Raw genomic sequence first — 23,510 nt, forward strand, 5'->3', positions numbered from 1 at the left:
TCATCGCGCGGGTGCCGAGGGGCGGCGTGGCGCCACCGGGTTCAGCGCGTCGCGACCGCGATCTCGGCCGCGCCGGGACGGTTCGGGTCGATGGTCACGGTGCGGCGGGCATCGCCGGTGATCCAGTGGGCGGTGATCCGGTCGCCCGCGTGCGCGATCTTCAGGGTGTGCGGGGATTCGGCGTCCGGGCACAGCGGCGTCAGCACGCTCAGCAGGGCCAGCGGTGTGCCGCCGGTGCAGTACGCCCCCACCGACCAGGACGGTTCGCGCGATTCCAGGCGTTCGGACCACCAGCCGAGGTCGGTGCTCTCGTCACCGCGCACCATTGTCGTCTCGAGGCGATGATTCGCCGCGTACGCCAGCGCCAGCACCGGCGTCCCGGCCCGGGTGGCGAGGTGGCCGGGGCCGTGGGCGCGGACGTCGAGGGACGGATGCAGCGGCCAGGTCAGCCGGGCCGAATGCGTGCCCGTACCCGAGATCGCGTCCACCACAACGATGTCCGGGTGATCCGGCGCGGCGATCACCCAGCGCCGGTGCACGACGGGATCGGCGAGGCGGGTGTAGCCGTCGTGTTCGGCGTCCACGACGCCCCGCGCCAGATCCACCGCCCGAACCCGCACCGCGGCGTGGGCGCGCCACAGGAACGGCCCGCCCATCACCGACTGATCGAGGTCGTCGACCGTCACCGTCGCGTGCGCGCGGGTGGAGCGGTGCGCGGCGCGCCGGCCGGGATGGCCGTAGTAGCTGGCGGTCCCGGGATCGCCGATGAGCTCGTGCCCGGCCGCGGCCAGGGTGAGCGCCAGGGCGTCGGCGTGGCCGTGCGCGGCGATCGAGAGATAGCCCAGCGGGCCGACATCCACGCTCGCCCGGCGGTTTCGCGCGCGCAGCACCACCAGTCCGCCGTCGGGTGCGTAACCGCTGCCCATGGGCTCGGCATCGAGGCTCGCGGCCGATCCGAGCGCGGCGCGCAGCCAGGTCGCGGTCATGCTCGGCGTGCCCGCGCGGGCCGCGGCCGGCTCCGGAACCAGTGCGTCGGCGATGCCCAGATGCGCACGGACCGTGCGGATCTCCTCGGGACCCAGGCGCAGGGCGAAACCGCCGTCGTCGTCGCCGTAGCGCGGGTCCGGATCGGTGTCGCCCACGGTGAGCGCCAGATATCGCGAACTGCGGGCGATGGCGGCGGCCAGCCGGGCGGGCGGTTCGCCGCGCAGTGCCAGGAGGGCGTGGACCACGCCGATCAGCTCAACGGTGAAAATCTGATACGCGAGGGCCTGTTCCGCGCCCGCGCCGTCGGGCAGCAACTGCCGATCGGCGTGTTCGGTCAGCAGGGCCAGGGCATCGTCCGACCACCGGCGGGCGGCGGGAATCTCGGGCAGCAGCACCGCCACCACGGCCAGCCCGGCCAGTTCGCCGATCAGATGGTTGTTCGCCGAACTGAACAGCGAGCGTTCGCTCCAGCAGCGCCGGGCACTCTCGCCCAGCAGCACCACGTAGCGGCGATACCGCTCCGGCGTCAGGCCCGGCGCGTCGCGCAGCCCCTGCACCGCCACGGCCACCGAGATCGCGCGCACCCCGCATTCGAACGCACCGCGCCACGCGATGCCCGCACCGGGCCGCTGCTGTTCCACCCAGGAGTCCAGGTGCTCGAACGCGGCGTCGGCGAAACGGGTTTCGCCGGTGAACAGCCATGCCTGGGCGAGCCACGGCAGGTGCTGCAGGCGGTTGAGTTCCCAGATCCACTTCGGGTCACCGGCCGCGGTGCGATGGTCGATGCGCTCGGAATTGGCGGTGGGCCAGCGGGTTCCGGTGAGCGGGTCGTGATTCCAGTCGACGGCGACGCCGAGATCCGCGGCGGGATAGCCGAAATAGCGGACCTGCCCGGTCAGTACGCGTTCGGCGGCGGCGACCACCGCGGCTACCGCATCGGGGTCGGCCGCGGCGATGGCCGCGGCCCGGTCGCGGTCGAGCAGCACCGGGCGATCCGTTCCGGCGCGGAACGCGAGCAGCGCCTCGGGCCAGGACGGCTCCGCACCGCCGAACAGCTCCGCGCCCGCGTCCGCCCAGCTCACCCGGCGCGGGCGCAGGCGCTCGCGGAGTCTGCCCGCGCGCCAGAGCATTTCCGGGCCGCTCATGGTGCGCAGCCGGTGCAGGTACCAGAGCAGCTGGGTCAACAACACGCCTTTCGCCCCGGGCGATCGCCACGCCCCCGCAGTGTCGATTGCACGATACCCGTTCCCGCACGCGGCATGCCTGCCCCGAATTCCCCGACAGCCCAGGCGATTACATCCGCTGACACCCGCCGGGACCGCGGCTACCCTTGGCTGGCGGGGCACACGCACAGGGATAACTGGATGACGGTCGACGGCGAATCGGGGCAGATGTGTGCGGAATAGCCGGGGTGCGCCGATTCGACGGTGCTCCGGTCAGCGGGGAACTGTTGGCGAAGATGGGGGAGTGCCTGCGCCACCGGGGACCCGACGCGTCGGGGGTGTGGAGCGACGGGCCGGTGGGGTTCGCCCACTCCCGGCTCGCGATCATCGATCTGGCGGGCTCGGAGCAGCCCATGGCGGGTGCGGGGCAGCAGACGCACATCGCCTTCAACGGTGAGATTCTGAACTATCGCCGACTGCGCGACGAGCTCGACTACCCGTTCACCACGCACGGCGACACCGAGGTGCTGCTGGCCGAATACGAGCGGCACGGGGTGGACGGGGTGCGGCGTCTGCGCGGTCAGTTCGCCTACGCCATCCACGACGCGCGGACCGGGGAGACCCATCTGTTCCGCGACCGCCTCGGGATCCTGCCGCTGTACTACTACCGCACCGACGAGTTCTTCGCCTTCGCCTCGGAGATCAAAGCGCTGTTCCCGGTGCTGGATTCGCCGCGGGTGGACACCGCCAGCCTGCACGATTTCCTGGCGCACCGCTCGGTGCCCGCGCCGTACACCTTCTTCGAGGGGGTGCGCAAGGTGCCGCAGGGGCATCACCTCACGGTCGGTGCGGACGGGAGCCTGCGCATCGAGAAGTACTGGCGGCTGCCCACCGAGGCCGAGATCATGGACGTCTCGCCCGCGGCCGCCGTCGAACTGCTGGACGAGGCGCTGCGCGCCTCGGTGCGCGACGCGCTGGTCGCGGATGTGCCGGTGGGAGCCTATCTTTCGGGCGGGGTGGACAGCAGTCTCATCTGCGCGCTGGTGGCACAGCAGCGTGGCGGCGAAGGGCTGCACACGTTTTCGGCCGGGTTCGGCGACGACCGGGTGGACGAGACCGAATGGGCGCGCCTGGCGGCGAAGGTCGTCGGCAGCGACCATCACGAAACCATCATCACCGCGGACGATTTCCAGTCCGATTGGGCGCGACTGAGCCGACACCGGGATTCGCCGCTGTCCGAACCCGCGGACGTGGCGGTATTCCGGCTCGCCGAGCTGGCGCGCAAGCACGTGAAGGTGGTGCTGTCGGGCGAGGGCAGTGACGAATTGTTCGGCGGTTACCCGAAATACCGCTACGCCCGCACCACGCGCGCCGCCGCCCTGCTGCCGTCCGCGCCGCTGCGGATGCTGGAGGGCCGGATGCCCGCCGACCGGGCCCGGCTCACGGTCGCGCTGCGCGCCATCTCCGAACCCAGCTATCCCGAACGCATGCGGGGCTGGTTCGCGCCCTTCACTTCTCGCGAACGCGACGGGCTGCTGGGCGGCCCGCCCCGGCGCAGCGTCCTGGCCCCCTACCTCGACGGTCGTGGCGATGCCCTGCGCCGGATGCTCTACGCCGACGTGCACACCTGGCTGGCGGACAACCTCCTGGAGCGCGGCGACCGCATGTCCATGGCGGCCTCGCTCGAGCTCCGCCCGCCCTTCCTGGACCACCGTGTCGCCGAACTGGCCTTCCGCCTGCCCAGCAACGTGAAGGTCCGCAACGGGGCCACCAAGTGGATCGTGAAAGAGCTGGCGCGCCGCCATCTTCCCGCCGAACTGGTGGATCGCCCCAAGGTCGGCTTCAAGGTGCCGCTGGACGCCTGGTTCCGCGGCCACCTGCACGACATGGCCCACGATCTGCTGACGGATCCGTCCTCGTTCGTGGGCTCGACGTTCGATCGGGCCGCGGTGCGCCGGTTGCTGGCGGCGCATGCGTCCGGCGGCCGTGACGAACAACCCCGGATCTGGACGCTGCTGTCGCTCGAGGTCTGGCACCGGGAGCTGCGCCGGCAACTGCTCGAGACCGTGTGAGAGCCCGCTACGCCGGGCCGATCGGCATGCGAAAGACGAAGGCGTCGTAGCGATCCTGGGGGTAGGAGATGTCCGACACCATGATCACGCGGTCGTCGCCGCCGAGGAATCGCTGATGCACCGTCTTCACCAGATCGCCCGCGGGCGTGCCCAGCCAGGCGGCGTGCGCGGGGGTGGGCAGCCGGTCGGCGATGGTCTCCTCGAGGAACGCCGCGCCGTCGACGCCGCTGATCCCCGCCGGCTGATAGGAGTCCGAGATCGACACCGCCCGGCCGTCTTCGGACGCCCGGGTGACCACGTGCGAGACCGTCGCGCCCACGGCGATCTCGAGCGCCTCGGCGAGTTCGGCTGTCGCCGCCAGGCGCGCGGTGTCGCGCTCGATCACGACGTCCCTGCCGGACTCGTTGCCGAAAGTTGTTTCCGGGCTTTCCAACTGCCGCTCGGGCGCGACGCGGGTGAGATCGGGCCGGGCGGTGACGAAGGTGCCCCGCCGTTCGATCGTGCGCACCAGACCCTGGCTGATCAGCAGTTTGATCGCGTGCCGGATCACGATGTCCGAGACCCCGTGCCGCTCGGCGATATCGGCGTAGCTCGGCAGTCGCGCGCCGGGGCGCAGTTCGCCGGTGCGGATCGCACGCGCCAGGCTGCCCGCGATGGCGACGTACTGCGGTTCGGTCATGGTCCGTCCTCCGCATCATGTTCCGCGCCCTGATCATCGGTGTCACTCAGCGTACTCATTCTGTGTATACGCATCAGCCGTTTGGGTGTGCGGGTTCGGTGCGGGCGGCGCGCCCGGTGTACGGCGCGCCGCCCTCGTCTGGGCGCGTATACGCAAAGTCAGTTGCGTATACACACACTCGTCTACGCTTGCAGCATCGCCTTCAGCGAGGAGGCGTTCGCTCGAGGAGTTGGGTCCGGTGGCGGCATATATCGATCACGGTGTCCCGGGCTACCCGGTCATGAATATCGAGACGGCCAAGAGCGCGCTGGCCAAACATGAAGGCTGCGACGCGGAGTGCGCGGCCAAGTCCTACTACTCGAAGCTGGTTCCCAGGCTCGAGCGATCCCTTTTCCGGGATTCGGTCGCGACGAGCTGGAACATGTGGACCACCGATTGACGAGATTGGACCCATGGCGGAACTGGAGCTGACGGACGAGCGCAGGACCGAGCTTGCCGCGCTGCTCGGCGACGAGCGGCGACTGCGGGACGAGTTTCCTTTGGTCGCAGACTATTTGGACACGGCGGGGCGGCTCGCGGGATCCGGTGATCAGCGAGCCGATGCGGCGTTCGATCTGCGGTTCGTGCACTATCTGACCGGCGGGGGCGCCGGGAATCCGTACTGGGAGATCGTCGCGCCCTCGGTGTCCCGGGGAGTGGTGAACGGCGGGCGGAGCACCGGCAGCGCCCGGCTGGCCTACGCGCAGACGCTGTTGCAGTCGGCTTACGCGTACGCGATTCCCGCGCCCGGGACCCTGGACTGGATCGCGGAATTCTGTGGATCGCGACCGCTGCTGGAACTCGGCGCGGGGCGGGGCTATTGGGCCGCGCAACTGTCGGCGCTGGGATTGAAGGTCGAGGCGTTCGACTCCGAGCCGCCGGACCGGAACGAGAACATGTCGTTTCCCGGCTCGGCGGGATTGCCCGCGACCTGGCATGAAATCGGTGACCTCGCAGCATATTCCGAGCACACGAGCGGTGACCGCGACGAGGTTCTGATGCTGTGCTGGCCGCCGGGGTGGGGTGACACCATGGCCTCGCAGGCCCTGGCTCGGTTCGAGGACTCGGGCGGTGATCGGCTCGTGTACATCGGGGAGCCACGCGGCGGCAAGACCGGGGACGACGCGTTCTTCGAGGCGCTCGACAGCCGGTGGGCGCTGGAATCGGTGGATCCGCACTACGTCTCGTGGTGGAACCTCACCGACACCGCCCAGGCCTGGGTGCGCCGGACCTGGGCGTGCTCGATGTGAGGATCAGGGCAGGGCGTCGGGCAGTTCGAGGTCCAGGATCGAGACGTCGCCGGCGTTGGCGAGCGTGTCGACCACGACCGCCGCCGGATCCCGATGCAGGCCCGGGTAATCGACATCGCCCGCGGCCGGATCGATGGGGAAGGCCAGCTTCTCACCGTCCAGCGAGAACTCCGCGGCGACGTCCGCCCGGTTGCCGCGCGCGTCCTGGCGATGCCAGCCCCCGTCGAGGTACACGGCCACCAGGCCGTGCAGCACGTGGCCCTCGTCGTGCGAAAGCCGTTGGTAGCACAGCGCGGTCGGAATGCCCTGCCCCCGCAGCACCGCGGTGAGCAGATGGGATTTGGCGTAGCACAGGCCCACCCGCTGCTCGAGCACGTCCGAGGCGCGCAGGGTCACCCGTGGATCCTGCGCGTCGTACGAGTGCGCGACCTCGTCCCGCACCCATTCGAACGCCCGCCGCGCGAAATCGGCATCCCCCGCGCTCTCGCCGCGGAGTCGCTCCCCGAGCGCGCGCACCCGCGGGTGATCGATCTCGATCACGGCGTCACCGGCGAGGAAGTCCGAGGGGTCGAGTGCTGAATCGGGCGTGAAGGACATTCGGCAACTCTAATTCGGCCGGGTTCCGGGACCGATCCGGACCTCGGGAACCGTCGCGTCGATGAGGCCGTCGCCCAGCAGTAGTACGACGACCCGGGTCGCGTGGTCGGCGAAGGCGGCGCGGTCGGCGCCCAGACTGCCTTCGGTCCATTCGATGAACAGGGAGATGAGTGCGCCGAAGAGAGTGGAGAAGCGCATCCGGGTGGCGGGGTCGTCGGGGGAGCCGGTGACGCGGTCGCCGAGGGCGGCCCGGGTCAGGGCCGGAACGGTGTCGCGGACGTGGGTGCGCAGGCGGGCGTCCGCTATGGGTTCGATCAGCAGGATGCGGCAGACGCGGGGGTCTGACTCCATGAGCTCGGCTGCCGCGTCGAAGGTGGCGCGCAGGTCGCCGGCGGCGGGTGCGACCGCGTGTTCCAGCCGGGTCAGGGCCGCGCGGTAGACCGTGTGCAACAGGGCGTCGGTGTCGGGGAAGCTCTCGTAGAAGAATTTCTGGCTCAGGCCCGCCGTGCGGCAGACGGCCCGCATGCCGAGGGCGGAAACACCGTGCGTGCCAACCAGTTCGAAAGCGACGTCGATGAGCCGGGCACGCCGGTCGGCGGCGCGGTCGGCGGCGGTCTGCCCGGCGTAACTCCTTGACACGGACCCCACCCTACAAGAACGATCGGTATCGGGAAGCGGGTGCTTCCCGATAGGAGATCGCGATGTTCACCGAAGAACAGTTCCAGCTGGCGTTGGCGCAACCCCGCCTGGCGCAACCGATTCCGAAGGTTCTCACCAATCGCGCCGAGCCCGTGCCGGTGCTGGACGAGGCCGCCCTCACCGCGATGACCCGCACCTGGTTCGCGGAATACGAGCGCAAGATCGAGTTCTACGCCGGCCACGGCCTGGACATCGCCTGGACGCTGGACTGGGCCAAGAAGTACTGGTGGAGTTGGCAGGCCCGCGACATGAGCCACAACCACGAGCTCTACGCCCCCGATCTGCGCTACAAGGACGTCACCACCCTCGGCGCCACCATGACCGGCCTGGACGAGTTCGTCACCTACAACTTCGCCTTCTTCGACGCCATCCCCGACTGGCGCTACGACCCGATCCCGGGGCAGAGCTATGTGGACGTGGCCCCGGACGGGACCCTGCGGATGGTGGTTCGCTACTACGGATCCGGTCATCTGGTGGGGCCCCTCAAGCTGCATCCCTACGGGCCGGGGGCTCCCGAGCTGCCGGGCAACGGCAACTTCGTGCAGTGCACCGCGGTCGATCGCTACCACTTCGACGCGGATCATCTGATGTCCGAGGGGGAGACCCTGTACGACCTGGTCGACGCGGTTCAGCTCGCCGGGCTGGTTCCCGGGCCCGCGTCGCCCACCTTCTCCTGGTTGCTCCGCGGCGCGGGTCTGGCGACACGGGCCGCGACCCGGCTCGGTGGCTTGCGGGGTGGTGGCCGGAGGGCCTCCTGAGGCGGCTGCGAACCCGGCGTGGGAGGTGCGCCACTCATGTTGTGGCGCAATGGGTTCCAATCGTCTGCCGCCAGTCTTCGAGTTTCCCGACATCGATTTGATGATACGAACATATCAATTCTCTGATATGTTCGTACCATCAACGGAAGGGGCCGGGATGCCGAAGATCGGGCGATTCACGAGTGACGCGAACAAGGGCGTGTATCTGCGGGCCTATGACGTGGCGGCGGGGCAGTGGCCGGTGGAATTCGAGGACATCGACGTCGAGACCTCGTTCGGGGTGACGCGGGTTCGCCGGTCCGGGCACGGGGCGGGGACGCCGCTGTTGCTGTTGCCGGGGCTGATGGGGAACAGCCTGTTCTGGCTGCCGCTCGTCGAGGAGTTGTCCCGGGAGCGAGTGGTCTACGCGATGGATGTCATGGGGTGGGCGGGCAGGTGTGAACAGACCGCGCCGATCGCGGACGAGGCGGACGTCGCGGCGTGGGTGGGGGAGGTGATCGCCGGGCTCGGGGCGGATCGCGTTCACCTGGCGGGGTATTCGCTGGGGGCGTGGATCGCGGCGGTTGCGGCGGCCCATCGGCCGGACCGGATCGCGAGCCTGAGCTTGCTGGAGCCTGCGCCGGCAACGTTCGCCCGGCCGTCATGGAAGGTGCTGTACAAGTTCATGGCCGGTGGAATCCGGCCGACCCGGGCGAAGATGGAGAAGTTCAATCGGTGGCTCTCGCCCGGCCTGGAGCTGTCCGAACAGATGTGGGCAATGCTGTTGGCGTCGTTCGAGTTCCGGATGTCGCTGCCCTGGGCGCGGCCGCTGACCGCCGAACGCTTCGCCGCGATCACCGCACCGGTCCTGGTCCTGTTCGGCAGCGAAACCGTGGTCCACGACGCCGAAGTCGCCGCCGCGCGCGCCCGCACGGTCATGCCGGCCGCCGACATCGAGATCTACCCCGGGGTCGGCCACGAGATGATCTTCGCGATTCCGGAGCAGGTGATACCGCGGTTTCTCGAGTTCGCCGCCAAACATGAACCCGGTCGGGGTGATCGATAGTCGGGGGCGCCGGACACGCGGGCCCGCACCCTCGGGTGGCTCGGAGCGCGGCGGGGCTCTATGATCGGGGCGATGAATACTCATTCCGAATCAGGATTGGGGGTCTCGTACGCTGAAGGTGAGTGCTGATGCTCACCGATGACGCGAACGAGAATCTCTCCAGGATTTCTCTCTGGCAGCGCGTGCGGGAATTCGCCGTGCCGCCCTCCATGATCGACAACGCGACCGCTCGGCGCCGTGCCGGGGATTGGGCGGGGGCCTGTGCCGCCGCGGGTTTCGATGTCGACCTCGATTTGCGGGAACTGGCCCGAAGGTACGGGCGCGGCCTGGCCGCCCGGGTCGGGGCCGATCTGCGCTATCTCGCGCCGGATCTGCTGCGCTGGCACATGCCCCGGGGTGCGCCCGACGGGCTACTGCGGGCCGGGCTGACCATCACGCTGGCCCGGTACGGGCCCGAGGGATTCGAAAACCCCTTCGGGACAACGGGTTCGGTGGAGCTGGTCGTCCGGACCGCGCCGGAGTGGGCCGATGCCGGGCAGCGGATCAGCCTCGCGCTGTGGGGCGAATCCCTGGCGGCGGCGGGAACCGGTCTGCATCCGCACCCGCGGCCGGATCGGCGGTTCCGGCTCGACCTGCATCGGCATCTGTGGGACGCGCGCCGCAGCGATGAGCTGCTGATGCGTTCCGGGGCAGTGGAATCGGCGGCCGGTGCTGTAACTGGTGCTCGGCCGGCTGCCGGGCGCGGCGATCCCCGCGCATCCGGCCACGTCGACCCGGGAATCCTGTCCTGGGCCGAGCGCGGGTGCGCGGTCGATCGCTGGGCCGACGAGGCCCGGATTCTGTTGCGCTCGCAAGGCCGAGCGGGTGGACCGCTGCTGGTGCGCCCGGGCGCGCGGCAGCGACTCGTCGTGGAGCCGGCCGAGCACGGCGATGATCCGCACCTGCGCGTTATCGACGACTTCCCGGCCGGGGAGCTGTCCGGGCTACCGGTGCTGCCCGACGCCGCGACCCGGACGCTGCCGGATCTGGAACTGCTGCGCGCCGGGGCGATCACGGCCGATCGGCTGCATCCGCTGGTCGCCGCCGCGCTCGTGCGGGACCACGTGCCACGCGTGCGGTCCGGGGCCGTCAGCGTGTCGGAACAGGCCCGCTCGGTCGAATGCCGGGGCGAGCGACATCGCATCGGCCTGCGCGACGGTGTGCTCACCGCGCTCGATCACGACCCCGGCGAGGTCCGGCGCGAGGAACTGCTGGCGGCTCTGACCGGTACCCCGCTGCCGTGTCTGCAGGCGATCGATCGTGCGCACCGGCAGCCGGACTGTCTCGCCGGTGTGCGAGAACGCCTGAGCCACGGCGATATCGACGGCGTGCTGGCCATCGTCGAAGACCTGCTCGGTCCCGAGGCCGTGCTGCGGCCGGGTGCCCTGCGGGACGAGCTGGAAGCGGCCGCGGAACGCCGGGTCCGCTACGGCATGTTCCGTGCGGGGCTGTCCACGCCCGACCCTGGTATCCGCCGTGCCCCGCGCCCGGCGGGGCGCGATCATCCTCGTCTCGCCACCATCGAGCGCTGACCGCGGCCGGGCCGCATCCGCCGCGGGCCGATCGCATCGCGGGCGGTTCTCGACGGTCGCGACCGCATCGGCCGTCGCGGACGACCTGACCGCGCAGCGCCCGTGATGGCTCAGCGCTCATCTCGACCGGGCAGTACCCCATCGCCGACCACCGGCCATTCGCCGGTTCGTCGTCGCCCAATTCTCGTCAACCCAAAGGTGATTCACACATGCTTACCCTCGCTTCCGCTCCCGTTCAGTCCTCCCAACTCGATGTCGCCGGGGACCTGCTCACCCTGCTGGGCGATTCGACCACCGAACTCCGCCCGAACATCCAGCTCGAAGCCCTGACCCTGGCGGTCGCCGCCGACCTGCCGGTCCTGCTCTGGGGCGAGCCCGGAATCGGCAAGACCGCCGCCCTCACCCAGCTCGCCGAATCCCTGGATCTCCCGCTCACCACCGTGATCGCGAGTGTTCATGAGCCGTCCGACTTTTCGGGCCTGCCGATCATCGGTGACGACCCGGCCGTCAACGGCGTTCCGATGGCCCCGCCGGACTGGGCCGTCGAACTCTGCCGGGCGGGTCGCGGCCTGCTGTTCCTGGACGAACTCTCCACCGCACCGCCCGCCGTCCAGGCCGCTCTGCTGCGCCTGGTCCTGGAACGCCGCATCGGCGCGCTGCAACTGCCGCCCGGCATCCGCATCGTGGCCGCGGCCAACCCGCGATCCTCGGCCGCCGACGGCTGGGAGTTGAGCCCGCCGCTGGCCAACCGATTCGTGCACCTGTACTGGACTCACGATCACGACGTGGTGGTCCGCGGGCTCGGCGGCACCTGGCCGCGGGCGATCCTGCCGGCCCTGGACCCCGAACGGCTCACCGCCGCGGTGGCTTTCGCGCGGCGCGCGGTGTGCGGGCTGCTCGCGGGACGCCCCAAGCTCGTCCATCAGCTGCCCACCACCGAAACCCGCCGCGGCGGGGCCTGGCCCTCGCCGCGCAGCTGGGACATGACCCTGCGCCTGATCGCTTTCGCCACCGCGGCGGGATCCACCCCGGATGTGCTGTCGCTGTTGATCCGCGGCACGGTCGGGGACGGGCCGGGTTTCGAACTGCTCACCTGGATCGAACGCATGGATCTGCCCGATCCCGAAGTGCTGCTCGCCGATCCCGACGCCGCGGAGCTGCCCGAGCGGGGGGACCTGCGGCAGGCGGTGCTCGACGCGGTGGTGGCGGCGGTCCGCAAGCGGCCCGAGCGGTCGCGCTGGGACGCGGCGTGGGCGCTGCTGGTGAAAGCCGTGCAGACGGGCGCGCCGGACCTGGTGGTGGTCCCCGCGACGACCCTGGCCACGCTGCGTCAGGGTGAGTGGGACGTCCCGGCGGCGATCGAGGACCTCGCCGCCATGGTGTCGGTGTCCCGGGAAGCCGATCGCGCCGCGGCCCGCGTCGCGGCCGAGGTGCGCCCATGAGAACCCCGCTCGATCTCGAAAAGGTAGCCGCGGCACGGCTGCTCGCGGTCCGGGCCCGGCCCTACCTGGCGACCGCGCTGTTCGCGATGCGGCTGGTCGAGTCGTCCCGGACGCCGACGATGGCCGTCGATCGCTACTGGCGCTGCTACATCTCGCCCGTGTTCGTCGATCGGAACCCGGTCGAGGAACTGGCCTCGGTCCTGGTGCACGAGGTCTCGCACCTGCTGCGCGACCATCACGGCCGCAGTGACCGATTCGCCGCGCTGCACAACCTGACCGGGCCCGCCGAACGCCTGCGCATGAACATCGCCGCCGACGCCGAGATCAACGACGACGCGTTCGGCGACGGTCTGATCCAGCCCGAGGGCGCGGTCCTGCCCGCCACCCTGAACCTGTCCCCGGGTGAACTCATGGAGGACTACCTGCATCAGTTCCGGCTCGGCCCGCGCACGGCCGCCATGGCGTGGCTCGACTGCGGCAGCGGCGCGGACGGCTCCGACCGGGAATGGGACCTCGGCCCCGACGGCGCCGACGGTCTCAGCCAGCAGGAGACCGACGCCGTCCGATTCCGGGTGGCGCAGGGCATCATCGGCCGCCCGGGCAACGCGCCGGCGGGCTGGCGGCGCTGGGCCGAGGACGCGGTGCACCCGCCCCAGCCGTGGCGCGAACTGCTCGGCGCGGCCGTGCGCTCGGCGGTCTCGGCCGGCGGTTCGGGCGACGACTACACCTACGGCCGCACGGCCCGCCGCTCGACCGCCCTCCCCGGTATCGTGCTCCCCAGCCTGCGCCGCACCCCACCCCGGATCTGCGTCATCATCGACACCTCCGCCTCGGTCAGCGACGCCGAACTCGGCAGCGCCCTACTGGAAACGGCCGCCATCACCCGCGCGGCAGGCGGCCGCCGCGACCTGGTCACGGTCCTGTCCTGCGACGCCGCGGCCCGTATAGCCGACCCCCTCTGCCGGGCGGAAGGCATCCCCCTGATGGGCGGCGGCGGCACCGACCTCTGCACCGGCTTCACCAAGGCCCTCTCCACCCACCCCCGCCCCGACGTGATCGTGGTCCTGACCGACGGCCAAACCCCCTGGCCCCCAACCCGCCCCTCCTGCCGGACGGTGGTCGGCCTGTTCGCCCGCGAACGCCGCCGCACGTGGAACGAGAATTCGGACTACGTCCCCGACCGCCCCCCGGACTGGGCACGTGTGGTCCGGATCGGCTGAGACGGGCCGGCCGCCGTGCTCATGCATCGAGTGAGAATGCTTGTGCCGCTTCGCCGATGAACCGCTGCACCAGTGCGAAGGGCAGCGGCTGATCGGTGAACACGCGCAAGGTACAGGCCCCGGTCGTGTCGTCCGAAAACGCGACCAGCACTACGCCGCGACCGGGGGCAGGTCCGAGATCCTCCAGCTCCCAGCCGTATCCGTCGCGCGCGGAGACATCGCTGAACGCTGTGACGGTGTAGAACCGGCCTTCGTACTCCCAGCGGTCGGCCGGGGAATTACGGAACGGAACGTTCATGCCCGGAATGTACCGGTGGGTGGGAACCGAGGTTCTGTCGGCAAGCGTGGAGATCAGCCGAAGTGGAGGAGGACCTCGCCTGAACCGACCTTCCAGTACTTGCGGTTCAGTTGGGCCGTGCCGGTGCCGTCGGTGTAGGGGACCAGGACCGGGAGGTTGTTGGTGGGGGTCAGGGTCGCGGTCCAGGTCTCGGTGCGGTCGGTGCAGGGGAGGGTGATGCCGGGGGGAGTGCTCGCCAGTTGGATCGTGCCGCTGCCGGTGGTGTCTATCGCGGCCTTGACGTCCAGGTAGCCGATGCCTGCCTCACAGCGGTAGGTGCCGGTCGCCTGGAGGCCGCCGGGGGCCGTCGTCACCGCGGCGTTGAGGGTGATGAACTCGGACTCGGGGCCCGCGTGGGCGGGGGTGGCGCAGACCGTCGCGGCGGTGGCCGCGGCGATCGCGAGCAGGGCGTACTTGGTGTCGAACACGGACCGGCTCCTGTCCATCGAAGGTCGAGCTCGGGAAAGTTCGACCTTGATGGTAGCCAGTTGGGCCGGGCCGCACGGGAGTTCGCCGCAGCGGATCAGTACGCGCCCTCGCTGCCGGCCACGGCGGTCATCGTCTTCTTGATGATCGAGAGGTCCTGGACCATGCTCCAGTTCTCCACGTAGGACAGGTCCAGGCGGACCGACTCCTCCCAGGACAGGTCGGAGCGGCCCGAGACCTGCCAGAGGCCGGTGACGCCGGGCTTCACCAGCAGGCGGCGGCGGACCTTGCCGTCGTAGCGCTCGACCTCGGTGCGCAGCGGCGGGCGGGGGCCCACCACGCTCATCTCACCGCGCAGGACATTGATGAACTGGGGGAGTTCGTCCAGGCTGTAGCGGCGCAACAGGCGGCCGACGGGGGTGACCCGGGGATCGTCGCGGATCTTGAAAAGCGGACCCGCGCCCTCGTTCTCGGTGAGCAGGTCCGCCAGCGCCCGATCGGCGTCCGCGCGCATACTGCGGAACTTGATCATCTGGAACGGGTGACCGTTGAGGCCGATGCGTTCGGACCGATAGAAGACCGGACCGCGGCTGGAGACCTTGATCGCCAGCGCGAGCATCAGCATGAACGGCGCGACGGCCAGCAGCGCGACGGCCGCGAACAGGACGTCGAACGCGGTCTTGCCGAAGGACTTCGCGCGATCGTACTGCGGCTTCTGGATGTGCAGCAGCGGGAGATTGGCCACCGGCCGAATCGACAGGCGCTGATCGGCGACATCGACCACGCCGGGCGTCACCACCAGATCCACTCCCAGCGGCGCCAGCTTCCAGACCAGGTCGTTGATGCCCCGGGTGCCGAGCTGCTCGGTCGCCGCAATGGCCACGGTGTCGGCGCCGGTCTCCTGAACCGCCTCCAGCACAGAGGATTCGGCGCCTATCACCGGCAACTCCGAATCCTCGATCTCGAAATCGTCCGGATCCAGCAGGTACGGGGTGTAGACGCCCACGACCGAATAGCCGACAGCCGGATCGCGCGCGAAACAGCGCATGATCTCGCGCGCCGAATCCCGCCGTCCCACAACCAGAACCGCGGTGAGATAGCGCCCGGCCCGGCGCTGGCGCGCGGCGAACTTGCGCCAGCACAACCGGTTCAGGATCAGGCCCGCGAGCCCCACCGGCAGCGCGATGGCGAGATAGCCACGCGCGAACTCGATCCGAAGCAGCAGCGAGACGATCGCGATCAGGCCGAACAACCGCATGGTCGCCGAGATGAGCCGGCGGTACTCCTCCGGCCCGGTGTCGATAATGCCGCTGGACCACACGTTTCCCACGGTGAGGAACCCGATCCAGACCAGCACGAGCATGAGCGAGATGGCCGAGTAGCCGATGCGGGTGTCGCCCGCCCAGTCCAGCATGGGGTCACTGCCGGGGTCCCCGAAGCGAATGAACTGGGCCGCGACCACTGCCGCGCAAATAATCAGCGCATCGGTAATCCGCAGTCGCCGACCGTATTCCGTTTGCCACCGATCCTTACCGGACCGCTGCGCGCCGCCCCTGCGCGGCGCTCTCCGTCGAGTCTGTTCCTGGTCGATCCGGAAGGCCATCCTGCAGCTCCATCATGCGACACGTAAGTCTCGTGGTAGTCCCCCCGACCGGACGCCCAGCGCAATACTACTGGTTCTGTTCATCGTCCGGCCAGCATTGATCGCTACCGAATGGTGCGAAATGCCAACAGGTTTGGTGTTTCTGCGGGCTTTCTGCGACCTCCGATGCGACCCCCCGCGCGCACGGTGCCGAGCGGGCGCACAGTGACACATCAAGTGAACATCATTTACTAAACGGGGTTCACAAAACGAGTGTGGCGTGCTTCACTCCTGTGGACCGTGTTCCAAAGGAGGTACCGTGTCCCCTCGAATCATCAGTCCCGGTTTCGATTTCACCGATCCAGACCTGTTCGCCACCCGTCTGCCGCTCGAAGAATTCGCCGAATTGCGGCGCACCGCGCGCGTGCACTGGAATCCGCAACCGGACGGCGTCAGCGGCTTCGACGACGGCGGCTATTGGGTAGTCACCAAACTCGAAGACATCAAACACATCTCGAAGCATCCCGATCTCTTCTCCTCGGAGGAGAACACCGCCGTCATCCGCTTCAACGGCGACATCACCCGCGACGAGATCGAGGTGCAACGCTTCCTGATGCTGAATCAGGATCCGCCCCGGCACACCCAGCTGCGCCGCATCGTCGCCAAGGGCTTCACGCCACGCGCGATCGAGAGCCTGCGCGCGGCGCTGCGCGAGCGCGCGGAGCGAATCGTGCACGCGGCCAAGAAAACCGGCGGCGGCGACTTCGTCACGCAGGTCGCCAGTGAGTTGCCGTTGCAGGCCATAGCCGAGCTCATCGGGGTGCCGCAGGAGGATCGCGGGAAGATCTTCGACTGGAGCAACCAGATGATCGGCTACGACGATCCCGAGTTCGAAGGTGATCATCGGGCCGCGACCGCCGAGGTCATGGGCTATTCCTGGAACCTCGCCGAGACCAAGCGGGCCTGCCCGATGGACGACATCGCCACCGGCCTGCTGCGAGCCGACGTCGACGGCGCGGGGCTGACCTCCGAGGAATTCGCCTGGTTCGTCATCCTGCTCGCGGTCGCGGGCAACGAGACCACGCGCAACTCCATCACGCACGGCATGAAGGCGTTCGTCGATCATCCCGATCAATGGGAGCTCTACCGAACCTGCGCCAGCTCTCGGAGCCGGTGCGCCTGCGCTCGGGGTGGCTCAACGGCATCAAGAGCTGGCAGGTCGCCTACGAGTGAGGGTCGCGGGCGGACGGCGCTGACCAGCGCGGTTCTCTACATACCGCATGGTTTGTGAACATGTTTTAGTAATACATGTTCACAAACGCGGGTGTGGTGTGGTTCACTGCTCCGGAACGTGTTCCAAAGGAGGTAACCGTGTCCGCGCCGTCCAGCCCCGCCGGCTTCGATTTCACCGATCCGGATCTGCTCGCCACTCGACTGCCCGTCGAGGAGTTCGCCGAGCTTCGCCGCACCTCGCCCGTCTCCTGGGTTCCCCAGGCGGGCAGTGGATTCAAGGATGACGGCTACTGGGCCGTCACCAAACTCGAAGACATTCGCGAGATCTCGAAGAACCCGGAGGTGTACTCCTCCGAGGAGAACACCGCGGTCATTCGCTTCTACGACGACATCCTGCGCGAGGAGATCGAGGTACAGCGCTTCCTGCTGCTGAACCAGGATCCGCCCCGGCACACCAAACTGCGCCGCATCGTCTCCAAGGGCTTCACCCCGCGCGCGGTCGAATCGCTGCGCGGCGCCCTGCGCGATCGCGCCGAGAAGATCGTGCAGGAGGCCAAGGCGCAGGGCTCGGGCGACTTCGTCACCCAGGTCGCGTGCGAGCTGCCGCTGCAGGCCATCGCCGAGCTGATCGGCATCCCGCAGGAAGATCGCGGCAAGATCTTCGACTGGACCAACCAGATGATCTCCTACGACGATCCCGACTTCGAGGGTGACCACAAGGTCGCCACCGCCGAGGTCATGGGCTACTCGTGGAACCTGGCCGAGGGCAAGCGCGCCTGCCCGGTCGACCTGGACGCGCACGCGGACATCATGTCCACGCTGCTCGAGGCCGACGTCGACGGCGAGGGCCTGACCTCGGAAGAGTTCGCCTGGTTCGTGATCCTGCTGGCCGTGGCCGGCAACGAGACCACCCGCAACGCCATCACGCACGGCATGAAGGCGTTCGTCGACAACCCGGATCAGTGGGAGATCTACCGCGAGCAGCGCCCGCGCACCGCTCCCGACGAGATCGTCCGCTGGGCCACCCCGGTCATCGCCTTCCAGCGCACCGTGCTGCAGGACACCGTCCTGGGCGGGCAGGAGCTGAAGAAGGGCCAGCGCGTCGGAATGTTCTACTCCGCCGCCAATTTCGACGAAGAGCACTTCGAGAACCCGCATCAGTTCGACGTGCTGCGCAAGAACAATCCGCATGTTGGCTTCGGCGGCACCGGAACCCACTACTGTGTGGGTGCGAACCTGGCTCGCCTGGAGATCGACCTCATTTTCAACGCCATCGCCGACGTGATGCCGAACCTGAGCGAGGTGTCCGAGCCGGTCCGTCTCCGTTCGGGATGGCTGAACGGAATCAAGAGCTGGCAGGTCAAGTACGAGTAAGCGTTTCCCGGGCCCGGCGTGATCACGTTGGGCCCACGCTTGTTCGCCGATGGAGACAGTGTGAGTGAACAACGCCGACGCGGCCGGATGCCTGCGGTCAGTGATGCGGACATCCGCCGCGTGGCGCGGTCACTGCTGGTGGAACAGGGCCTGGAAGCGATCACGCTGCGGGCCATCGCGCGCGAGCTGGGCATCACCGCCCCCGCGCTCTACCGGTATTACGAATCCCGTGATCAATTGGTCGCGGCCGTGCGCACCGACGTGTGCGCCGACCTGGCCACCGATCTCGCCGCGGCCGTCGACGGCCTGCCCGACGACGCGGGCGTGCGCTTCTTCGCGGTGTGCCGCGGCTTCCGGGCATGGTCGCTCGCGCATTCGCGCGAGTTCACGCTGGTCTTCGCCTCCCCCTCGGCCGCCGGATTCGGCAGTGCCATGCAGCAATTCGGCGAGCCCGTCGGCCGCCTCTTCCTCGAGGCCGCCGGCCGGCTGCTGACCGACTACGACATCGTCACCCCGCCGGTCGAACTCATTCCCGCCGAACTGCGCGACGATCTCATCGCCTTCCAGACCGATCTGCTGCGCGTGCTGGCCGAATCCGGCCAGAAGTTCCCGGCCGAGAAGCTGGACCTGGGCGTGAGCTACGTGATGATCCAGTTCTGGGCCCGGTTGTACGGGCACGTCACCCTCGAGGTCTTCGGCAACTACCCGATCCCCATCGGCAATCCCGACGTGCTGTTCGACGCGACCCTCACCGACATCGGCCGCGGTATCGGGCTGACCGTCGGCTGAATCGCGTTCGCGCGCAGGTCGTTCCGCCCGCATATGCGATTGGCCCGACCAGGATTTGCTGCTAACCTCGGGCGGATTTTTCAGTTTCGAATATCGGGGGGCGATGATGCCGAGTGCATCCTCGGACAAGCCTGCGCGCCGCAGGTCATTGAAGTCACGGCAGGTCACCTACGCACTGCCCGCGGCGGTGGCGGTGTCGCTGCTGGTCACCGGATGCGGCGGCAGCAATCGCCCGGCCACGCCGAAGCCGGTGGTCAGCTCATCCACGCAGAAGACCACCACCGCGCCCCGGACCACCACGTCCCCGGGCTCGACCACCAAACCCGGTCTCACCAAACCGCAAGCGCCCGTGACCACCACCGAGCGCGGCGGTCTGGGCGGCAGCGGGAGCGGCGGTGGCGGCGGGAGCTGACTCGCGACACCGCCGCCGGCGCGGTCAGCGTCCGGACTTCACCAATTCCGGGGCTGGGCTGGCGGGCGGTTCCTCGTCGAGGACCGGCTCGCTCAGCCCGATGCGCTGCTGAATCCGCTTCATCCACGCCGGAGCCCACCACACCCGGTCCCCGAGCAGCGACATCACCGCCGGCACCAGGAACATGCGCAGCACGGTGGCGTCGATGATCAGGGCCGCGATCATGCCGTAGGCGATGTACTGCATCAGGACCAGATCGGAGAAGGCGAACGCGCCGGTGACCACCAGCAGGATCAGCGCCGCGGCGGTGATGATGCCGCCGGTCTGCACGGTGCCGGTGCGGATGGCCTCGTCGGTGCTCGCGCCCCGGGCACGCGCCTCGACCATGCGTGAGACCAGGAAAACCTCGTAGTCGGTGGACAATCCGTAGACCACCGCGATGATCAGCACCAGCACGACGGCCTGGCCCGGCTGCGGGGTGAAGTCCAGCAACTCCGCGCCGTGACCCTCGATGAAGATCCAGGTCACGATGCCCAGGGTGGAGCCGAGCCCGAGCCCGCTCATCAGCGCCGCCTTGATCGGCAGCACCAGCGAGCCGAACGTCAGGAACATCAGCAGCGTGGTGACCAGCAGGACCAGCGCGACCATCCACGGCATGCGGTTCAGCAGCGAATCGATGGTGTCCTTCTGCAGGGCGGGCACACCGCCCACGAGCAGGGTCGTGCCGTCCGGAACCTCCAGCCCGCGCAGGTATTCGATGGTCGCGCCCGCGTCATTGATGTCCTCCACCGGCGCCTGGGTGCGGAACACCTCCGGGTGGGTCGTCGAGCGCGTCGGGATCTCGAACCGCCCCACCAGGCCCGGCGCCTGATTGGCCTGATCCCACAGCGGTCCGACCGTGGCGGACGAGTCGGTGACGAACACGATCTCGATCGGATCGGACTTGCGCAGCGGGAAGTACTCGTCGATCTGCTCGACCGCCTGGCGGGTGGCGTTGCTCGGCGGCAGATACTTCTCGCCGAAGCCGCCGAACACCAGATTCTGAATCGGCAGGATCAGCAGCACCAATCCCAGGAAGATCGGCACCGCGACCTTGCCCGGATGGCGCAGCACCCACGCGGTGCTGCGCCCCCAGAAACCGCGGTCCAGTTGAGCCGCGGTCTTGGTGCGCCGGAATCGGGCCAGCCCGAGCATGTCGACGCGGGGCCCGAGCACCGCCAGCAGGGCGGGCAGCACGGTCAGGGCGGTCAGGGCGGCGATGGTGACCGTCGCGATCGCGCCGTACGCGATGGATTTCAGGAAGCCCTGCGGAAACAGCAGCAGCCCACCGAGACTCGCCACGATCATGGTGGCCGAGAACACCACGGTGCGGCCCGCGGTCATGACGGTGCGGCGCACCGCGGTCGGGGTGTCACGGCCCGCGGCCAGCTCCTCGCGGAAGCGGCTGACGATGAAGAGCCCGTAGTCGATGGCCAGCCCTAGCCCGATCATCGACACGACCGGGGTCACGAAGGTGTTCACCTCGGTGAAGGTGGACAGATACCGAACCACGCCGAACGCGCCGAGAATCGTGAGCAGGCCGATCACGAGCGGGAGCGCCGCGGCCACCAGCCCGCCGAAGATGAAGAACAGCAGCAGTCCGACCAGCGGAATGGCCAGCAGCTCCATGCGGTGCAGATCATCGGCGATGGTGTCGTTCAGCGTCACCGCCACCGGCTGCATGCCGCCGACCCGGACGTCCAGCCCGGGAATGTCGAAGGCGTCCTTGACCGCTCGATAATTCGCGCCCAGTTCGGCGTCGGTCTCCCCGCGCAGCGCGATGGCGGCCAGCGCGCGCTTCTTGTCCGTGGTGACCAGCGCCGGGCTGCTGGCCCCGAACTCGGTGCGCCAGTACGAGGCGAACACACCCTCGATTTGATCCGGGTACGCGCGGGGCAGATCGTCGAGCCGGCCGACGACGGTCGCGGCGAAAACCGGGTCGTCGACGGTGACGCCCTCGGGCGCGGTGTACAGCACCACGACGTCGACCGCGTGACTGCGCCCGAACGCCGCGGCGGCCAGATTCGCGGCCTCGGTGGATTCGGAGTTCGGATCGAACAGGCCGCCACCGGTCACGTGATTGCCCAGGTCGCGGCCGTATCCGCCCAGTCCGAGCAATACCGCAACCATCACACCGATGATGACGAACCGCCAACGGCAGGCCAGCTCACCCCATCGCCCGAACAGATCCATAGGTCACGGTAACAAGCAAGATCGGCCGCGCCGCGCGTCAGGGTGCCGTCTTCGCTTGTGCACCAGTGGATTACGTGAGTTATCCCACAATCGACCCGGTCAGGGTCTGACCGAACGGGCCGCGTGGCCGCCGGTCGAGACCAGCCCGCGCAGGCGCGGGCGGCGAATCGCGCCGAACCGCAACAGTATTCGCGGCCGCCGCAGATCGCGTGCGATCCACTCGCCCAGGGTCACCCCGGCGGCCAGCGCACAGCCCACCGCGATGGCGCTGAACAGCTGATTGATGCCGAAGAGCTGTTCGTCGTTGAGCAGCGCGTAGAGACCGCGGTACACGCGCAGACCCGGCAGCAGGGGCGTGATGCCCGCGACCGCCACCACCAGCGGCGGTGTCAGCGAGCGCCGCGCGAGCAGACCACCGGCCAGGCCGACCACCACCGCCGCCACGCCCGAGGACACGATGGGACCGAAGCCCGCGTGCTGCACCAGCAGGAACACCACGATCGCCGCCGCGCCGCTGAACGCGGCCGCGGCCAGCGCCCGGCGTTCGGCGTAGCAGGCCAGCGCGAACGCGGCCGAGGTGATCGCACCCGCGAGCAGTTTGAGCGGCAGGTTGGTCAGGTCGCGCGCCGAACTCATGCTCACCGTCGGCACCGTGAGATTCAGCAACTCGGACACCCGCAGCGTCAGCACGATGCCCGCGATGATGCCGCCGGTCATCATGACCACCTCGAGCATGCGCGCCGCCGCCGTGATCGGGGCGCCGGTGATGGCGTCCTCGACCGCGCCGACCAGCTGTAAACCGGCCAGCAGCACCGAGATTCCGGCCGCGATGATCAGCGCGGGATCCAGCTCGAGATCGCGCAGGAACGTCGAGACCAGCACCGCGGGCAGGGCCGCGATCATGCCGCCCATCATGTGCTGGAAGAAGAACGGCAGGCCGCGGTGATTGAGCCGTCGATTCACGCGATCGATGGCGGTGGTGGCCGCGAAGCTGATCAGGGCGATGAGCAGGCCGCCGTTGAGCAGCAGTGCGATCGCCGCCGCCATGAGCGCCCAGCCGAAGGTCGCCACCCAGCGGTTGTACGGATGGGGTGCGGTGGTGATGTCCTCGAGCGCCGCGAGGGCCTCGTCGGGCGGCGGCAGTTCCCGTCGGATGCGCCGGGTCAGCCGGTCCACCGCCGCGAGCCGGGTGAAATCGAGCGAGCGATAGTGCACCACGCGCATGGTGCTCGCGGGCGGCAGGGCCGGGCCGCGTTCGGCGGAGATGCGAATGGAGTTGTAGGTGACGTCGATATCGCATTTCAGGCCGTAGGTGGAGGCGATGAAATCGACCTGATCGGTGGTGTCGGTGACCGCGGTGCCCGCGGAGAGCACGACCTCCCCGACGCGCTCGGCCAGGTCCAGTACCTGGGTGACCTTGGCGTCGTCGGTGAGATCGATGGGCTGTACGGGTGCGGGCGCCTCCACGACCGCGTCGGCGGTGGCGATGCGCTCGGCGACCGCCCGATCGACCACTCGGGACAACAGCCGTCGCCAGCGGCCGGGCGCACTCACTTGGGCACCAGGATCTGTAAGGACCTCGTTGCTCACAATGTGAAAACTA

Annotated in this window: 21 protein-coding genes; 11 read left to right on the forward strand and 10 right to left on the reverse strand. The window is 69.1% G+C overall.

Features of this window, described 5'->3' with window-relative positions; translation table 11 throughout:
* Positions 1-41: 41 nt before the first annotated feature.
* Positions 42-2,177 carry an alginate lyase family protein gene (locus ABZ319_RS23225; RefSeq protein ID WP_354988558.1) on the reverse strand — a complete coding sequence of 712 codons (2,136 nt, stop codon included), beginning with the start codon at positions 2,175-2,177 and terminating at the stop codon, positions 42-44.
* 203 nt (positions 2,178-2,380) lie between these two features.
* Between ABZ319_RS23225 and asnB the strand changes: the two genes are divergently transcribed.
* Positions 2,381-4,222: an asparagine synthase (glutamine-hydrolyzing) gene (asnB, locus tag ABZ319_RS23230; protein WP_354988559.1), complete on the forward strand. Its 1,842-nt coding sequence runs from the start codon at positions 2,381-2,383 to the stop codon at positions 4,220-4,222.
* Between the two features lie 7 nt (positions 4,223-4,229).
* Here the strand turns inward: asnB and ABZ319_RS23235 are convergent, their stop codons facing one another.
* Positions 4,230-4,901 carry a GntR family transcriptional regulator gene (locus tag ABZ319_RS23235; RefSeq protein ID WP_354988560.1) on the reverse strand — a complete coding sequence of 224 codons (672 nt, stop codon included), beginning with the start codon at positions 4,899-4,901 and terminating at the stop codon, positions 4,230-4,232.
* A 238-nt stretch (positions 4,902-5,139) separates the two neighbouring features.
* Here ABZ319_RS23235 and ABZ319_RS23240 point away from each other — a divergent pair, with 238 nt between their 5' ends.
* Both ABZ319_RS23240 and ABZ319_RS23245 read left to right on the forward strand, forming a co-directional pair.
* Complete coding sequence (locus tag ABZ319_RS23240; protein ID WP_354988561.1) at positions 5,140-5,340, forward strand: hypothetical protein; 201 nt, start codon at positions 5,140-5,142, stop codon at positions 5,338-5,340.
* 13 nt (positions 5,341-5,353) lie between these two features.
* Positions 5,354-6,190 carry a hypothetical protein gene (locus ABZ319_RS23245; RefSeq protein WP_354988562.1) on the forward strand — a complete coding sequence of 279 codons (837 nt, stop codon included), beginning with the start codon at positions 5,354-5,356 and terminating at the stop codon, positions 6,188-6,190.
* 3 nt (positions 6,191-6,193) lie between these two features.
* Here ABZ319_RS23245 and ABZ319_RS23250 read toward each other — a convergent pair whose 3' ends face one another.
* Both ABZ319_RS23250 and ABZ319_RS23255 read right to left on the reverse strand, forming a co-directional pair.
* Positions 6,194-6,787 (reverse strand): transglutaminase family protein, encoded by a 594-nt coding sequence (locus ABZ319_RS23250; RefSeq protein ID WP_354988563.1) that lies wholly within the window; start codon positions 6,785-6,787, stop codon positions 6,194-6,196.
* Positions 6,788-6,796: 9 nt separating this feature from the next.
* Positions 6,797-7,426: a TetR/AcrR family transcriptional regulator gene (locus ABZ319_RS23255; RefSeq protein ID WP_354988564.1), complete on the reverse strand. Its 630-nt coding sequence runs from the start codon at positions 7,424-7,426 to the stop codon at positions 6,797-6,799.
* Positions 7,427-7,488: 62 nt separating this feature from the next.
* Here ABZ319_RS23255 and ABZ319_RS23260 point away from each other — a divergent pair, with 62 nt between their 5' ends.
* The 5 genes from ABZ319_RS23260 to ABZ319_RS23280 all read left to right on the forward strand — a co-directional run bounded on the left by ABZ319_RS23260 (position 7,489) and on the right by ABZ319_RS23280 (position 13,522).
* On the forward strand, positions 7,489-8,244 hold the full coding sequence (locus ABZ319_RS23260) for a nuclear transport factor 2 family protein (protein WP_354988565.1): 756 nt from the start codon (positions 7,489-7,491) through the stop codon (positions 8,242-8,244).
* Positions 8,222-9,289 (forward strand): alpha/beta hydrolase, encoded by a 1,068-nt coding sequence (locus ABZ319_RS23265; RefSeq protein WP_354988566.1) that lies wholly within the window; start codon positions 8,222-8,224, stop codon positions 9,287-9,289. The genes ABZ319_RS23260 and ABZ319_RS23265 overlap by 23 nt, the downstream gene beginning before the upstream one ends.
* A gap of 128 nt (positions 9,290-9,417) precedes the next feature.
* Positions 9,418-10,860 carry a hypothetical protein gene (locus tag ABZ319_RS23270; RefSeq protein WP_354988567.1) on the forward strand — a complete coding sequence of 481 codons (1,443 nt, stop codon included), beginning with the start codon at positions 9,418-9,420 and terminating at the stop codon, positions 10,858-10,860.
* Positions 10,861-11,069: 209 nt separating this feature from the next.
* A complete protein-coding gene (locus tag ABZ319_RS23275; protein WP_354988568.1) occupies positions 11,070-12,302 on the forward strand; it encodes a MoxR family ATPase in 1,233 nt (410 codons plus the stop codon).
* Complete coding sequence (locus ABZ319_RS23280) at positions 12,299-13,522, forward strand: VWA-like domain-containing protein (RefSeq protein ID WP_354988569.1); 1,224 nt, start codon at positions 12,299-12,301, stop codon at positions 13,520-13,522. The genes ABZ319_RS23275 and ABZ319_RS23280 overlap by 4 nt, the downstream gene beginning before the upstream one ends.
* Before the next feature lie 19 nt (positions 13,523-13,541).
* Here ABZ319_RS23280 and ABZ319_RS23285 read toward each other — a convergent pair whose 3' ends face one another.
* The 3 genes from ABZ319_RS23285 to ABZ319_RS23295 all read right to left on the reverse strand — a co-directional run bounded on the left by ABZ319_RS23285 (position 13,542) and on the right by ABZ319_RS23295 (position 15,888).
* Complete coding sequence (locus ABZ319_RS23285; RefSeq protein WP_354988570.1) at positions 13,542-13,820, reverse strand: hypothetical protein; 279 nt, start codon at positions 13,818-13,820, stop codon at positions 13,542-13,544.
* Between the two features lie 53 nt (positions 13,821-13,873).
* Positions 13,874-14,287, reverse strand: coding sequence for a hypothetical protein (locus tag ABZ319_RS23290; RefSeq protein ID WP_354988571.1), 414 nt, complete (start codon positions 14,285-14,287; stop codon positions 13,874-13,876).
* 95 nt (positions 14,288-14,382) lie between these two features.
* The gene (locus tag ABZ319_RS23295) at positions 14,383-15,888 is read right to left on the reverse strand and encodes a sugar transferase (protein ID WP_354988572.1); all 1,506 of its coding nucleotides are present in this window, start codon (positions 15,886-15,888) and stop codon (positions 14,383-14,385) included.
* Positions 15,889-16,186: 298 nt separating this feature from the next.
* Here ABZ319_RS23295 and ABZ319_RS23300 point away from each other — a divergent pair, with 298 nt between their 5' ends.
* The 3 genes from ABZ319_RS23300 to ABZ319_RS23310 all read left to right on the forward strand — a co-directional run bounded on the left by ABZ319_RS23300 (position 16,187) and on the right by ABZ319_RS23310 (position 19,263).
* A complete protein-coding gene (locus ABZ319_RS23300; RefSeq protein WP_354988573.1) occupies positions 16,187-17,158 on the forward strand; it encodes a hypothetical protein in 972 nt (323 codons plus the stop codon).
* A gap of 80 nt (positions 17,159-17,238) precedes the next feature.
* Positions 17,239-18,474, forward strand: coding sequence for a cytochrome P450 (locus ABZ319_RS23305; protein WP_354988574.1), 1,236 nt, complete (start codon positions 17,239-17,241; stop codon positions 18,472-18,474).
* Between the two features lie 60 nt (positions 18,475-18,534).
* A complete protein-coding gene (locus tag ABZ319_RS23310; RefSeq protein WP_354988575.1) occupies positions 18,535-19,263 on the forward strand; it encodes a TetR/AcrR family transcriptional regulator in 729 nt (242 codons plus the stop codon).
* Positions 19,264-19,431: 168 nt separating this feature from the next.
* On the opposite strand, the gene ABZ319_RS23315 is transcribed toward ABZ319_RS23310, so the two are convergent.
* From ABZ319_RS23315 to ABZ319_RS23325, 3 genes are all read right to left on the reverse strand, one after another.
* Complete coding sequence (locus ABZ319_RS23315; RefSeq protein WP_354988576.1) at positions 19,432-19,581, reverse strand: hypothetical protein; 150 nt, start codon at positions 19,579-19,581, stop codon at positions 19,432-19,434.
* A 118-nt stretch (positions 19,582-19,699) separates the two neighbouring features.
* Positions 19,700-21,901, reverse strand: a complete 2,202-nt coding sequence (locus tag ABZ319_RS23320; protein WP_354988588.1) for an MMPL family transporter — start codon at positions 21,899-21,901, stop codon at positions 19,700-19,702.
* Between the two features lie 105 nt (positions 21,902-22,006).
* Positions 22,007-23,422: a threonine/serine exporter family protein gene (locus tag ABZ319_RS23325; protein ID WP_354988589.1), complete on the reverse strand. Its 1,416-nt coding sequence runs from the start codon at positions 23,420-23,422 to the stop codon at positions 22,007-22,009.
* Positions 23,423-23,510: the final 88 nt, after the last annotated feature.

The organism is Nocardia sp. NPDC005978 (assembly GCF_040614455.1).
In the GTDB taxonomy this organism is placed as follows: Bacteria; Actinomycetota; Actinomycetes; order Mycobacteriales; family Mycobacteriaceae; genus Nocardia.